Source organism: Roseateles sp. (assembly GCF_047654805.1).
In the GTDB taxonomy this organism is placed as follows: Bacteria; Pseudomonadota; Gammaproteobacteria; order Burkholderiales; family Burkholderiaceae_C; genus Pelomonas.
Map to the genome: position 1 here is coordinate 6020458 of NZ_JASGIV010000001.1, position 13968 is coordinate 6034425.

Below are 13968 nucleotides of genomic sequence, written 5' to 3' on the forward strand. Positions count from 1 at the left end.
AGAATGTCCACCATGAAGCAACAGACCCTCTCCGTTCTCGACGCCCTGGGCGTCCACCTGCCGCCCAGCGGCGACCTGACCGTGCGCTCGCCCATCGACGGTAGCGTGCTGGCCCAGATTCCCACTGCCGGCGCCGCCGACATGAAGGCCTCCGTGGGCCGTGCGCACGAGGCCTTCAAGGTCTGGCGCGCGGTGCCGGCCCCGAAGCGCGGCGAGCTGGTGCGCTTGTTCGGCGAAGAGCTGCGCGCGCACAAGACCCAACTGGCCCAGTTGGTGTCCATCGAGGCCGGCAAGGTGACGAGCGAAGGCCTGGGTGAAGTGCAGGAGATGATCGACATCTGCGAGTTCGCCGTCGGCCTGTCTCGTCAACTGCACGGCCTGACCATCGCCAGCGAGCGCCCCGGCCATCGCATGATGGAGCAGTGGCTGCCGTTGGGCGTGGTGGGCATCATCTCGGCCTTCAACTTCCCGGTTGCCGTGTGGGCCTGGAACTCTGCGCTGGCCCTGGTCGCCGGCGACACCTGCGTGTGGAAACCGTCTGAGAAGACGCCGCTGACCGCGCTGGCCACGCAGGCATTGTTCGAGCGCGCGCTGAAGGCCTACCGTGCTGCCGGCCACGCCGCCCCGGACGGTCTGTCCGAACTGGTCATCGGTCGCGCCGACACGGGAGAGGCCCTGGTGGACGATGTCCGCGTGGCGCTGGTTTCCGCCACTGGCTCCACCCGCATGGGCCGTGCTGTGGGGCCGCGCGTTGCGGCGCGCTTCGGCCGCTGCCTGCTGGAGCTGGGGGGCAACAACGCCATCATCGTGACGCCCAGCGCCGACCTGGACCTGGCCGTGCGCGGCATCCTGTTCGGCGCCTACGGCACGGCTGGCCAGCGCTGCACGACGACGCGACGCGTCATCGCCCATGAGAGCATCCATGACGCCCTCATCGACCGCCTGGAGCGCGCCCGCGCGCAACTGCCCATCGGTTCGCCTGTCGAGGCCGGCACGCTGATCGGCCCGCTGATCGATGCCCAGGCGTTCGACGCCATGCAGTCCGCGCTGAAGGCAGCGCGCGAGCAGGGCGGCCAGGTCAGCGGTGGCGAGCGGGCGCTGGAGCAGCGCTTCCCCGAGGCCTATTACGCCGCGCCAGCACTGGTGCGCATGCCGGCTCAGACCGAGGTGGTCTGCCACGAAACCTTCGCGCCTATCCTCTACACGCTGAAGTACAAGACGCTGGAAGAGGCGATCGAGCTTCAGAACGGCGTGCCGCAAGGCCTGTCCAGCGCGATCTTCACGACGGACCTGCGCGAGGCCGAGCGCTTCATGAGTGCCTCGGGCAGCGACTGCGGCATCGCCAACGTCAACATCGGGACCTCCGGTGCGGAGATCGGGGGGGCCTTCGGCGGCGAGAAGGAGACCGGTGGCGGCCGCGAGAGCGGCTCGGACGCGTGGAAGGCCTATATGAGGCGCACGACGAACACGGTGAACTACTCGAGCGAATTGCCGCTGGCTCAGGGCGTGAAGTTCGATATCTGATCGCATTCGCCGGAAGGTCGCAAAGTCAGGCTATACTGCACGGCTCCTGAAAGCCCAGGTGGCGGAATTGGTAGACGCACTAGTTTCAGGTACTAGCGGGTAACTCCGTGGAGGTTCGAGTCCTCTCCTGGGCACCAAACAAGAAAGGCCAGCACGCAAGTGCTGGCCTTTTGCGTTTTGCGGCCATGAGGCCGTGGCCCGCAGGCCTCACGTGAGGGCGCGAATGGCTTGGGGCTTGGCGTCAATCCAGGGTCGTAGGACTTGGCCGAGTTCCCGCCAGGGGCCTCGATGGGCGCCTTAGCGCGTAGCGGCTTCAGCCGGGCCCTCAGCCGCTGGAGAAAGCCACCGCTCTTCGAACTCTTGCGCCGGAACGCCCCTCCCAAACCACCATCCCTGCCCCCAGTCACACCCCATTGCCCTCAACGCAAGCATCTGCGTCTCGGTCTCAACGCCTTCCGCCACGACCTCCATTCCAAGCTCATGCGCCATCGTCACGATGGCCCGGCACAGCGCCAGCGCCTTGTCGCCGTTCTCCAGCCCGGCGACGAAGCTGCGGTCGATCTTCACCGTGTCGATCTGATGGTGCTGTAGATAGCTCAGTGACGAGTACCCGGTCCCGAAGTCGTCGAGAGAGATCGCCAGGCCTGCGGCCCGCAGCGCCCGCAGTCGTTCGGCCACCGCCTCGTCGCGCTCCAGCAGTAGCCCCTCGGTGATCTCGACGGCCAGCGCATTGCCCGGCAGTCCCAGCCCGCGCAGATGCGTGATCCAGTCCGGCCGCGCGCGGTGGCCGCGTTCGCTAAGGAATTGCACGGGCGACTTGTTGATGCTGATCTGGAAGTCGTGATGCCCCGCCGCACGCCAGGCTAGGGCTTGGGCCGAGGCCGCGCGGAAGACCCAGTCACCGATGTCGACGATGAGGCCGCTGGCTTCCGCGAGCGGGATGAACTGCGCCGGGCTGACGGGGCCTAGTGTTGGATGTGTCCAGCGCAATAGCGCTTCCGCCTTGCGTGGCGTCCTGGCCGGATCGCGTAGCGACATGATGGGCTGGAAGACCAGGCTGAACTGACCACCGGGAAGGGCCTCGCGCAACTCGCTGGCCAGTCTGGCTCGGCGCTGCGCAGCCTCATGCAACGCCGCTGTGAACAGGCGCATGCGGTTGCGCCCGGCACCCTTGGCTTCATAGAGCGCCTGGTCAGCATGCTTGAACAAGGCCTCGATCTCCAGCCCGTCGCGCGGCGCGAGACTGACGCCGATGCTGGCCGAAACGTAGACGCGTTCGCTGCCGATGCCGAAGCTGGCCGACAACGCTTCCAGCAGATCATGGCCGACGCGCTCGGCCGCAGCGGCAGCGTCCCGCGCCGCCAGCAGCACTGTGAACTCGTCGCCACCCATGCGCGCGACGATGCCACCGGATGGCATGCAGTCCTGCATGCGCGCGGCCACTTGCACGAGCAGCGCGTCGCCGATGTCATGGCCCAGCGTGTCGTTGACCTCCTTGAAATGGTCCAGGTCCACGAACATGACGGCCAGCTCCTCGCTGCGCATCGCGCGCAGGGCGAGCGCCCGCTCGATGCGTTCGCGCAGCGAGCGGCGGTTGGGCAGGCCGGTCAGCGTGTCGACGCGGGCCTGCTGCCACACTTGGGCCTCCTGGCGCTTGCGATCGGTGATGTCGGTGTGCGTCCCCACCATGCGCAGCGGCTTGCCCTCGGCATCGCGCGCTATGACCATGCCGCGGCTGAGAATCCACTTCCAGGTGCCGTCCTTGGCAAGCACGCGGTGCTCGTTGCGGTAGAGCGGCGAGCGGCCGGAGAAATGCTCCTCGCGGTCGCGGTCCATCTGCGCGAGGTCGTCCGGATGGGTGCGCGCATCGAAAGCCTCCGGCGTCGCGTCGACGTCGCCCGGTTCGAAGCCGTATAGGCGCAGGTAGCGGTCGGAGAAGAATTCGACGCCGGCCTGCACATGCCAGTCCCAGACGCCGTCGCCACTGCTCTCCAACGCGAGCTTCCAGACTTCGTCTGCATCGCGTAGCCGCGCCTCGGCCGCGCGGCGGGCGCCGATGTCGGTGTGTGTCCCCAGCCACAGCATGGAATCCGGCAGGCGTTGGGCCTGGGCAAGCACCCAGTGGTCGTTCAGGCGGTATTCCATCTCGAAGCGACCATTGCGCTGGGCTTCGGCCCAGCGCTCGTCGAAGGTTGCGCGGTCGTCCGCATGCAGCCAGCGCGCCAGTTGCGTTGGCAGGGCGGGGCGGCTCAGCGCTTCGGCCAAGCGCGCGTTCATCCACAGCAGGCGGCCCTGCGCGTCGGCCTGCCAAACCTGCTGAGGCAAGGCGTCTAGGAGCGAGGCAAAGTGGACGGGCTGCGGCATCGGCGATGGATACGGGACGCTGTCGAGACTGTATGCCCCTCGCGATAGGCCACAATCGCGCCGCCCGAGCCGTTCGGGCGCGTTTTTGGACGAGACCCCCCGCATGAACAAGACCGATCTGATCGAACACCTGGCCGCCAAGCACGAGCTGAGCAAGGCCGAAGCCGGCCGTGTCCTCGAAACCCTGCTGGACGCCATCGTCACCACCGTCAAAAAGGGTGGTGCCGTGTCGATCCCGGGCTTCGGCTCCTTCAAGCAGCACGCACGTGCCGCCCGTAACGGCGTGAACCCCAGCACCGGCGCGAAGATCAAGATCGCCGCCGCCAAGCTGCCCAAGTTCGCTCCGGGTGCTGGCTTCAAGGCTGCCGTGGACCCCAAGGCCGCCGCCAAGAAGGCTGCAGCCAAGCCCGCTGCCAAGCCGGCCGCCAAGGCCAAGAAGAAGTAATTCTTCGTGGTGATGAGTTCGCGCGGCGCCAGCCCCACCATCGTCGACGTCGCTCGCGAAGCGGGCGTGTCGATCAAGACGGTGTCGCGCGTGCTCAACCATGAGCCCGGCGTGCATGAAAGCACCCGGGATCAGGTTCTTAAGGTGGTGGAGGCGCTGCGCTACCGGCCCAAGCAGTCGGCGCGCAGCCTCGCAGGCGGACGGTCCTTCCTGATTGGCCTGCTCTATTACGACCCCAGCGCGATCTTCGTCGGCAGCGTCCAGCAGGGCGCCACTTTGCGATGCCGCGAGCTGGGCTATCACCTCGTCGTTGAGTCCCTGCACAACGACGCGCCCGACCTGCGCCAGCAGATCGACCGAATGGTGCTGGCGTTGCGGCCCGACGGCATGATCCTGACGCCGCCGCTGTGCGACAACCCCGAGGTGCTTGCCGCGCTGCGCGAAAGCGGTACGCCCTGCGTGTTGATGTCGCCCGAGCGCGATTTGCGCGGCGTGCCTTCGGTGCGCATGGACGATGTGCATGCGGCCGAGGAGATCACCAACCTGCTGCTCAGTCTGGGCCACCAGCGCATCGCCTTCATCAAGGGACCGCCGGACCAGTCGGCCAGCGGCCTGCGCTACCAGGGCTTCGTCAATGCGCTTCGCGCGCATGGACTGCAGCCCGATCCAGAGCTGATTCAACCCGGTGCGTTCACATTTGCAAGCGGTCGCGATGCCGCGCATCAGTTGCTGAGCCGTCGACAGCGCCCGACTGCGGTGTTCGCCAGCAACGATGACATGGCCCTGGGCGTCCTCGCCGCCGCGCAGCGCCTGGGCCTTGCCGTGCCGAACGAACTGTCCGTAGCCGGCTTCGACGATTCACCGACCGCGGCACTGGTCTGGCCGCCGCTGACCACCGTGCGTCAGCCGGTCGCCGAGATGGCGCGGGCCGCCGTCGAGATGCTGGTCTCTGTCCAGCGGCCCGACATGGCCGGCCCGGCCGACGAGTCCGATCTGCACAAGGTGCTGCCGCACGAGCTTGTCGTGCGCGACTCCACGCGGGCGCGGTAGAAGCCCGCGCGACGGCGCGCTCCCTGGACCGCGTCCACCCATCTCGAAGTGCCGCCCGCATCGAAGGCGCTGCGAGCGATGCGTATTGACAGCGTTGTCAATTGTCGGGCAAGATGATTCCGCTGGATCGGCAGATCCAGTTGTCGCCTCCTCGACGGAGCGAATCCCCAGGAGGCAATCCTGTGGGCCGGGCGGTGGTTCACCCCGGTCCATGCCGCATCCCCCTGTCCGTCATCCTGTTTCCCGCAGCCGCGCCGCGCGGCTCATCTGCACGCCATGAATCTCCTCGATCCTGCAGCCCTCGCCCAGTCTTTCCCGCATGACTTCCTCTGGGGTGTCGCCACCAGCGCCGCCCAGATCGAGGGGGCAGCCCTCGAGGACGGCAAGGGCGCCTCGATCTGGGACCATTTCTGCCGCCAGCCGGGGCGCATCAACGACGGCTCCAACATCGACATCGCCTGCGACCACTATCACCGCTTCCGTGAGGACGTTGCGCTGATGCGGGGGCTGGGTCTGGACTGTTACCGCTTCAGCTTTTCCTGGCCGCGGGTGCAGCCGCTAGGGCGGGGCGGCTGGAATGAAGCCGGATTCGCCTTCTACGACCGACTCATCGATGAACTGCTGGAGGCTGGCCTGCAGCCGCATGCGACGCTTTACCACTGGGATCTGCCGCAAGCCCTCGATGAGAGCATCGGTGGTTGGCTGTCTCGCGACATCGTGACGTGCTTCGCCGACTACGCCACCGAGGTCGCGCGCCGCTTTGGTGACCGCTTGGCCAGCATCGCCACGCACAACGAACCCTGGTGCACGGCGACGCTGGGCTATGAGACTGCCCAGTTCGCACCTGGCCATACCAGTCGTGCAGAGAGCCTGCAGGTGGCCCACCACCTGTTGCTGTCGCACGGCGAGGCTATTGCGGCCATGCGCGCCGTGACCAAGGCCCGGCTGGGTATCGTCCTCAATCACACGCCGTCCTTCCCGGCCACGCCGGCCGAGGCGGATCGCCGTGCGGCCCGCATCGACGACGGCCTGAACGTGCGCTGGTACATGGACCCCATCTTCCGGGGGGCATACCCGGCCGACGCCTTCGAGTTCGTCGGCGCCGACGCGCCCACGGTCGAGGCCGGTGACCTGGCGCGCATTCGCCAGCCACTGGACTTCCTCGGCATCAACTTCTACACGCGCAGCCTCTTCGACGCACAAGGCAAGGCCGTCAAGGGACCGGGCAAGCGCGGCTTCACGGACATGGGCTGGGAGATCGTGCCGGAGGTGTTCGCGCAGCACCTCGTTCGCCTGGCCCGCGAGTACAACCCCCCGCCGATGTTCATCACCGAGAACGGCATGGCCAATGCCGACCGGGTCGTCGACGGCCGTGTTGCCGACACCGAGCGCATCGCCTATCTGTCCAGCCATCTGCAGGCCCTGGCCACGGCAATGAGCCTGGGTGCCGACGTGCGAGGCTACTTCTACTGGAGCCTGCTGGACAACTTCGAGTGGAATTCCGGCTACGACAAGCGCTTCGGTCTGGTCCACGTCGACTATGCGACGCAGCGGCGCCTGCTCAAGGACAGCGCGCACTGGTATCGCGACCTCGTCGCCCGCCACCACGCGAGGCGCTGACAGGCTCCTTCGGACCCTTCCGGCAGTGCCGGTGTGCCTGGCGGGTGTTGCTTTCGAGAGCAAGACCGCCTTCGCGCAAGCGTCCGGTCATGCATTCCTTCGCGTTTGCCCCGACAAAGCCTCGAAAATTCGGTCACGATCAGGCGCTAAGCTCCGCGCTGCGCCGCAGCAGGGATTTTTCCCAGCCTGCCGCGGGTGCAACAGGCCGATTTGACGTATAGCAGGAGGCCGGCTCATGGATTTCGGCGTGGTGCCGAAGCCGGGGCCGGGTCGAGGGGTGCCCGGGCGCACGGGTGTGGAACGAATGCAGGATAGAACAAGCGATCCGCTCATCGATGTCAGCCAGTTGACCGTCGGGATGTTCATTCATCTGGACCTGGGCTGGATGTCGCACCCTTTCCCGCTGTCGAGTTTCAAGATTGCCTCCAGCGATCAGTTGCTGATCCTGCGCCGCCTCGGCTTGACCCAGGTGCGCTGGTGCCCGGCCAAGAGCGACCTCTCGCTGCAGTCCACCCCCACAGCAGGCTTCGAGGCCGATGCTGCCCCGGCGATGAACGCCAGGGTCTCCGCCGACGTCGCCACCCTTCCGGAGCCCACGCCCGAGGAGATGGCCCGCGAAGCCCATCGCCACGCGCTGGCCTCGCAGCGCGAGGCCCTGCGGCTGTGCGAGGCGCAGTACAGCGAGGCCGCTGACGGCTTTCGCGGCGTCCTGGACAACGTCCAGGCCGACCCGCACCAGGCGCGTGCCCAGGCGGAGAACCTGACCGCCGCGCTGCTCGACAAGATGTTGGTCGAGGGCGATCTCAACATGCGGTTGCTGAACGAGGCCGCTGGCGATCGTTCCACCGCACACGCGCTGAATGTCTGCATCATCGCCCTGCTGCTGGGCCGTGCCTTCGGCCTGGGGCGCGACGAAATGATGGACCTGGGCGTCGGCTCCTTGCTGCATGACGTCGGCAAGCTGGAGATCGCTGCTCGCCTGCGGCACCGCGACGAGAGCTTCACAGCCGCCGAGACGCAGGCCTATCAGCAGCACGTCGCCAAAGGCGTGGCCATTGCCCAGGCGATGGGCCTGGCACCTGGCCCGCTGCTCATCATTGCGCAGCACCATGAGCATGCCGATGGCAGCGGTTTCCCGCAGCGTATCAACATGGATCGAATGAGCACTGGCGCCCGCATCGTCGCGCTGGTGAACCGCTTCGACGGGCTGTGCAACCCGCTCATCAGCTCCAAGGCTATGACGCCCCACGAGGCGCTGTCGCTGATGTTTGCTCAAGGCCGCAATCGCTTTGATGCGACCATGCTGAACGCCTTCATCCGCATGATGGGCGTCTACCCGCCGGGCTCTACCGTGCAGTTGACGGACGATCGCTACGCGCTGGTCGTTTCGGTCAACTCTGCGCGGCCGCTTAAGCCTCGCGTCATGGTTCACGACGTCAAGGTGCCCAAGGACGAGGCGCTGGTTCTGAACCTTGAGGAGATGCCGGACCTCGGTATCAGGCGCAGCCTCAAGCCCCAGTTCCTGCCGCGCCCTTCGCTGGACTACCTCAGCCCTAGGGCGCGCATCGCCTATTTCTTCGACGCCGCGATTACCGGGCCAGGGGAGTTGGCCGCGTGAACGCCGGCCGCGAGGCAAGTCCTGCCTTGCATCGCCTCTTCGAGGCGCCGTCCGTGATCGGCGCCCTGCTGGAGGGCTTGCCCGAGCCGGCCTGGCTGGTGGATGGCGAGAGCCTCACGGTCAGCGTCGTCAATCGTGCTGCGCTGCGCTTGCTGGGCCTCAAGCCCGAGCGCGCCCTGGGCCAGCCGCCGGCGATGCTGTGCGGATCGCTCGAAGACGAGGCTTTCTGGCAAGGGGCTGCACGCGACCCCTTCGCGCGCATCCGCTCCGACACGATCCTGACGCACAGTGACGGCCAGCCGCGCTGGGTCAGCCGCAGCATCAGCCCTATCCACACGCCTGATGGCGACCGCTACTGGCTGGTGCTGCTGCACGACCAGACTCGCCGTCGCCGCGCCGAGGCCGAGCGCGAGACCCTGCTGGCGGAGTTGCGCGCGACACTGGAATCCACCGCGGATGGCATCCTTGTGGTCGACTTGGCCGGCCGCGTACGCAGCTTCAATCGCCGCTTTGCCAAGCTCTGGGGCCTGCCTGGGGGGCTGTTGCACGAGCCCGGTGACGCCGGCCTGTGGCTGAGCCTGCAGCGCGTCATGCGGGACGGCGAGCAGTACCGGCTGCGCATCGAGGCCTTGCTGGACGCACCGCTGATGCGTTCCAGCGACATGCTGCGCCTGGCCGACGGCCGCGTGCTGGAGCAGGTCTCGTTGCCGCAGATGAGCCGTGGCGAGCCCATAGGCCGCGTGTTCTCCTTCCGCGACCTGAGCGAAAAGCTGGCTGCCCACCAGCGCATCGAGGAACTGGGCCGCTCCGACGCGCTGACGGGCGCGCCCAACCGCCGGGCGCTGGCCGACCGCATCGTGCAGCAGATCGCCGCTGTTGACACAGGAGAACCGTCGCCGGTCTTCGCGCTGTTGCACTTGGATCTGGATCGCTTCAAGCAGATCAACGACACGCTCGGCCACAGTTACGGGGACCGCGTGCTGCGCGAGGTGGTCGAGCGCCTGCGCGACGCCGTCGGCGAGAACGACACGCTGGCCCGCCTGGGCGGCGACGAGTTCGCGCTGCTCATCGACAACGCCCAGATGTTCGAGGCCGAGGCGACCGCGCGCCGCGTGCAGCAGTTGCTGGCCGAGCCCTTCAGCTTCGACACCCTGAGCTTTACCGTCACCGCGAGCTGTGGCATCGCTCTCTACCCCGGCGATGGCGGTACGCCTGACGAATTGATGGCCAGCGCCGAGCGCGCGATGCACTGGGTCAAGGAAGGCGGTCGTGCAGGCTTCCGCTTCCACGTGCCGCGCAAGGAGGTTGACCTGCTGTCGCGCATGCGCCTGGATCACGCCATGCGCCAGGCCCTGACGGAGGGGCGCTTCCGGCTGCACTACCAGCCCCAGGTCGAGCTAGGTAGTGACCGCGTTATCGGGGCCGAGGCGCTGATCCGCTGGCGCGATCCGCAGCGCGGTGACATCTCGCCGGCCGAGTTCATCCCGCTGGCCGAGGAAAGCGGCTTCGTCGTCGCCATCGGCGACTGGGTGCTTCGCGAGGCGGTGGCCCAGGCCGCGCACTGGCTCAGCCGCGGTCTGCGCATGCCGGTGGCCGTCAACGTGTCGGCGCTGCAGTTCCAGCAAGCGCACTTCGTCGAGACCGTCGCCGAAGCACTGCAGGAGGCCATGCTGCCGGCCAGCATGCTTGAGCTGGAGTTGACCGAGGGCGTGCTGCTGGGTGACGCCGAGGAGGGGCTGCGCCGCATGCGCGCGCTGGCTTCGCTGGGGGTCACGCTGTCCATCGATGACTTTGGAACCGGTTATTCATCGCTCGCCTACCTGAAGCGCTTCCCCATCCAGCGGCTCAAGATCGACCGCAGCTTCGTGCAGGGGCTGCCGGGCGATGCCAGCGACGTCGGCATCGCCAACGCCATCGTGCAGATGGGGCGGGCGCTGGGCCTGCAGGTCATCGCAGAGGGCGTCGAGACGGAGGCGCAGCGCGACTTCCTCGCTCAGGCCGGTTGCCATGAGTTCCAGGGCTTCCTGTTTGCCAAGCCGCTGCGCCCGGACGAGTTCGAGCAGCGGGTGCGCCCGCGCCGGCATGTCGTCGATGCCCCCGCGTCCGGCTGGCTGGGGCTGGCCAACGGCTGACGCCTCGTGGCGCGCACAATGCGGCCATGCTCTACCGCTTCAAATCAAAGGCAGGTGCCGACGTCATCATGATGGCCGACTCGGCCGATGCCGTGCTGCGCCTGATGGGGCGCTCGCCCGCGCCGCAAGGCATCCTCGAGGCAGCGGCGTTGCCCGCGCTGATGCAAGCGCTGGAGGCGGGCGTCGCAGCCGACGAGGCGCAGTTCCAGCGCGCCGCCGATGCCGCCAAGGCCGCCGGTGAAGCGCCGCTGCGCCGCCAGGGCGTGTCGCTGCGCCAGCGGGCCTGGCCGCTGCACGAACTGATGCAGCGCAGCGCCAAAGAGAATGCAGACGTCGTCTGGGGCGTCTAGTGCTGGAAGCCGCGACCCGGATTGTCCTGATCCGCCATGGTGAGACCGCGTGGAACCGCGCGACACGCATTCAGGGCCATACCGACATTCCCCTCAGCCCGCTAGGCCTGGCCCAGGCCGATAGGCTTGCCGAAGCACTGGCGGATGAATCCCTGGCGGCCATCTATTCCAGCGATCTCAGCCGCGCCCGCCAGACCGCCGAGGCCTTGGCTCGCGTCCAGGGACTGCCTGTCTGCTTCGATGTCGCCCTGCGCGAGCGCGCATTCGGTCGCTTCGAGGGCCTGAGCTGGGAGGAGATTGATAAGGGTTATCCCGAGGATGCGGCGCGTTGGCGGCGCCGTGAACCCGACTTCCCGGTTGGCGGTGGTGAAAGCCTGAACGTCTTCAGCGCTCGCTGCCTGGCGGCCGCACGGCGCGCCGTTGCGGCCCACCCGGGCCGCAGCATCGCCCTGGTGGCCCATGGGGGAGTGCTGGACTGCCTCTACCGCGCTGCGACCCGTGTTGCGCTGGATGCGCCGCGCAGCTGGCAGCTCGGCAATGCCACCATCAACCGATTGCTGGCGACACCCGGCGGTTTCACGCTGGTCGGATGGAACGACGACCGCCATCTGGCCGGCCTGAGCGCCGATGACGTTGCTGCCTGAGGTTCGCCGGGCATTTGCAAGGCCCCTAGAGCCACTGTTGCATTCACGCGTCGCTCTGGCTGGGCTAGAGGAAACCCGCTTCTATACTGGCTGTCACTTGTCCTTCACGGCAGGGCCGTCACCCTCCGCCGCAACCCATCAGTAAAGGCAAACGATGAAGAAGATTGCACTTGTCGCCGCGCTGGCTGCTACCGCTGCCGCTCCGGCTTTCGCTCAAAGCGTCACCCTGTGGGGCCGCCTCAACACGTCCATCGAAAGCCAGAAGATCGGCTCGGCTGACCGCAAGTCCGTGGTGCAGAACAACGGTTCGCGCCTGGGTCTCAAGGGTACCGAGGATCTGGGCGGCGGTCTGAAGGCAGGTTTCAATCTGGAACACGGCCTGAATTCCGACACCGGCGCTGCCACGGAAGGCACGAATTTCTGGAACCGCCAGGCCAGCGTCGAGCTGAGCGGCAGCTTCGGTACCGTCCGCCTGGGCACCTGGTTCCCCGACTCGTACTTCTCGTCGGTCGACCGCACCAGCAACCACAACCATGACACCGGCACTTCGTCGGACGCTCTGTTCTCGAGCTTCGGCTTCGGTGCGCGCACGAACAAGATCGGCTACTTCTCGCCGACCATTGGCGGCTTCAACTTCATCGGCTCCCTGCGTGCCGGCGAAGGCTCCGGCCCGCGCGGCTATGACCTGTCGGTCAATTACGAAGTGGCTGGCCTGCACGTTGCCGGCACCTACGCCGAGAACGACAAGTTCGGCGCCAGCGCCAAGCGCAAGGCTTACGGTCTGGAAGCCGACTACGGCTTCGGTCCCTTCCTGGTGACCGGCTACTACCAGCGCGAAGAAGTCAACGGTTTCCGCGCCCGCGACATCGGTCGCGTGTCGGCCATGTACACGGTCGGCCAGTCGGAGTTCCACGTCAACGTGGGCGGCACCAAGGCTGGCAGCGATGCCGAGTTCCGTACCGGTGGCGCCAAGCAGTACACGCTGGGCTACAACTACAACCTGAGCAAGCGCACCAAGGTCTACGGCTTCTACACGAAGACCGACTACAACGGCACCGGTGTGGCCGACTTCTCGTCGCTGGCCGCCGGCATTCGCCACAACTTCTGATCTCCGGATCGGACAAGAGAAAGCGCCCCTCGGGGCGCTTTTTTTATTCCCCGAACAGATCGGGCGAGGCTTTGCCGCCCGGTGGCGCGAGGCCCAGGTGCCGGTAGGCTGCAAGGGTCGCGACGCGCCCGCGGGGCGTGCGCTGCAGGAAGCCCTGCTGGATCAGAAAGGGCTCGATGACGTCTTCGATGGTGCCGGCCTCCTCGCCGATGGCCGCCGCAACGTTCTCCAGCCCGACCGGTCCGCCGTCGAAGCGATGCACGACAGCTTCCAGAAACTTGCGATCCATCAGGTCGAAGCCCTGCGGGTCGACATCGAGCATTGCCAGCGCCTTGTCGGCAATGCCGGCGACGATGCGGCCATCGCCCTTGACCTCGGCGTAGTCGCGCACGCGGCGTAGCAGCCGGTTGGCAATGCGGGGCGTGCCGCGTGAGCGGCGGGCGATCTCCAGCGCGCCATCGGCGTCGATGGGGGCGCCCAGTAGTCCGGCCGACCGGGCCACGATGCGCTGCAACTCGGTCGGTGTGTAGAACTCCAGCCGCGCGACGATGCCGAAACGATCACGAAGCGGATTGGTCAGCATGCCGGCCCGGGTCGTCGCACCCACCAGTGTGAAGGGCTGCAGGTCGAGCTTGATGGAGCGGGCCGCAGGGCCTTCGCCGATCATGATGTCGATCTGATAGTCCTCCAGCGCCGGGTAGAGGATCTCCTCGACGACCGGGCTGAGGCGGTGGATCTCGTCAATGAAGAGGACGTCGTTCTTCTCTAGGCCGGTCAGGATCGCAGCCAGGTCCTTGGGCTTCTCCAGCACCGGTCCGGAGGTCTGACGCAGGTTGACGCCAAGTTCGGCCGCGATGATGTGGGAGAGCGTCGTCTTGCCCAGGCCCGGTGGGCCGAACAGCAGTACGTGGTCCAGTGCCTCGCCGCGCTTGCGGGCGGCACCGATGAAGATCTCCAACTGTTCGCGCGCCTTGGCCTGGCCGACGTAGTCGTCGAGCAGCTTGGGTCGCAGCGCGCGCTCCAATGCCTCTTCGCGGCTGGACTCTGGCGCAGCGCTGACGAGACGTGGGGCTGGGGTGAAGTCGTCGGTTTGGATGCTCATGGCCGGCCTTT

11 protein-coding genes and 1 tRNA gene are annotated in these 13968 nt (G+C 67.1%); 10 read left to right on the forward strand and 2 right to left on the reverse strand.

Annotation, left to right across the window (positions count from 1 at the left end):
- Positions 1-12 precede the first annotated feature (12 nt).
- Together QM732_RS27285 and QM732_RS27290 are read left to right on the forward strand one after the other, a co-directional pair.
- Entirely contained in the window at positions 13-1524 is a 1512-nt protein-coding gene (locus QM732_RS27285) for an aldehyde dehydrogenase family protein (protein WP_415659231.1), read from the forward strand.
- Between the two features lie 52 nt (positions 1525-1576).
- Positions 1577-1661, forward strand: a tRNA-Leu gene (locus QM732_RS27290).
- Positions 1662-1821: 160 nt separating this feature from the next.
- Here QM732_RS27290 and QM732_RS27295 read toward each other — a convergent pair.
- Complete coding sequence (locus QM732_RS27295) at positions 1822-3888, reverse strand: putative bifunctional diguanylate cyclase/phosphodiesterase (RefSeq protein ID WP_415659232.1); 2067 nt, start codon at positions 3886-3888, stop codon at positions 1822-1824.
- 85 nt (positions 3889-3973) lie between these two features.
- Here QM732_RS27295 and QM732_RS27300 point away from each other — a divergent pair, with 85 nt between their 5' ends.
- The 8 genes from QM732_RS27300 (at position 3974) to QM732_RS27335 (ending at position 12855) form a co-directional block, all read left to right on the forward strand.
- Positions 3974-4333, forward strand: coding sequence for an HU family DNA-binding protein (locus tag QM732_RS27300; protein WP_331176191.1), 360 nt, complete (start codon positions 3974-3976; stop codon positions 4331-4333).
- 12 nt (positions 4334-4345) lie between these two features.
- Positions 4346-5383: a LacI family DNA-binding transcriptional regulator gene (locus QM732_RS27305; RefSeq protein WP_415659233.1), complete on the forward strand. Its 1038-nt coding sequence runs from the start codon at positions 4346-4348 to the stop codon at positions 5381-5383.
- Between the two features lie 276 nt (positions 5384-5659).
- Complete coding sequence (locus QM732_RS27310) at positions 5660-7003, forward strand: GH1 family beta-glucosidase (protein WP_415659234.1); 1344 nt, start codon at positions 5660-5662, stop codon at positions 7001-7003.
- Positions 7004-7307: 304 nt separating this feature from the next.
- The gene (locus QM732_RS27315) at positions 7308-8621 is read left to right on the forward strand and encodes an HD-GYP domain-containing protein (protein WP_415659235.1); all 1314 of its coding nucleotides are present in this window, start codon (positions 7308-7310) and stop codon (positions 8619-8621) included.
- On the forward strand, positions 8618-10753 hold the full coding sequence (locus QM732_RS27320; RefSeq protein WP_415659236.1) for a putative bifunctional diguanylate cyclase/phosphodiesterase: 2136 nt from the start codon (positions 8618-8620) through the stop codon (positions 10751-10753). The genes QM732_RS27315 and QM732_RS27320 overlap by 4 nt, the downstream gene beginning before the upstream one ends.
- A 26-nt stretch (positions 10754-10779) precedes the next feature.
- Positions 10780-11103, forward strand: coding sequence for a DUF1840 domain-containing protein (locus QM732_RS27325; RefSeq protein WP_415659237.1), 324 nt, complete (start codon positions 10780-10782; stop codon positions 11101-11103).
- Positions 11103-11747 (forward strand): histidine phosphatase family protein, encoded by a 645-nt coding sequence (locus tag QM732_RS27330; RefSeq protein ID WP_415659238.1) that lies wholly within the window; start codon positions 11103-11105, stop codon positions 11745-11747. The genes QM732_RS27325 and QM732_RS27330 overlap by 1 nt, the downstream gene beginning before the upstream one ends.
- 154 nt (positions 11748-11901) lie before the next feature.
- Positions 11902-12855, forward strand: a complete 954-nt coding sequence (locus tag QM732_RS27335; RefSeq protein ID WP_415659239.1) for a porin — start codon at positions 11902-11904, stop codon at positions 12853-12855.
- Positions 12856-12898: 43 nt separating this feature from the next.
- Here QM732_RS27335 and ruvB read toward each other — a convergent pair whose 3' ends face one another.
- Positions 12899-13957, reverse strand: coding sequence for a Holliday junction branch migration DNA helicase RuvB (gene ruvB / locus QM732_RS27340; protein ID WP_415659240.1), 1059 nt, complete (start codon positions 13955-13957; stop codon positions 12899-12901).
- Between the last annotated feature and the right edge of the window lie 11 nt (positions 13958-13968).

Coding starts and splice junctions, on each gene's coding strand:
- QM732_RS27295 (WP_415659232.1), bottom strand. CDS start 3,888: ATGCCGCAGCCCGTCCACTTTGCCTCGCTCCTAGACGCCTTGCCTCAG.
- QM732_RS27325 (WP_415659237.1), top strand. CDS start 10,780: ATGCTCTACCGCTTCAAATCAAAGGCAGGTGCCGACGTCATCATGATG.
- ruvB (WP_415659240.1), bottom strand. CDS start 13,957: ATGAGCATCCAAACCGACGACTTCACCCCAGCCCCACGTCTCGTCAGC.
- QM732_RS27310 (WP_415659234.1), top strand. CDS start 5,660: ATGAATCTCCTCGATCCTGCAGCCCTCGCCCAGTCTTTCCCGCATGAC.
- QM732_RS27305 (WP_415659233.1), top strand. CDS start 4,346: ATGAGTTCGCGCGGCGCCAGCCCCACCATCGTCGACGTCGCTCGCGAA.
- QM732_RS27285 (WP_415659231.1), top strand. CDS start 13: ATGAAGCAACAGACCCTCTCCGTTCTCGACGCCCTGGGCGTCCACCTG.
- QM732_RS27315 (WP_415659235.1), top strand. CDS start 7,308: ATGCAGGATAGAACAAGCGATCCGCTCATCGATGTCAGCCAGTTGACC.
- QM732_RS27335 (WP_415659239.1), top strand. CDS start 11,902: ATGAAGAAGATTGCACTTGTCGCCGCGCTGGCTGCTACCGCTGCCGCT.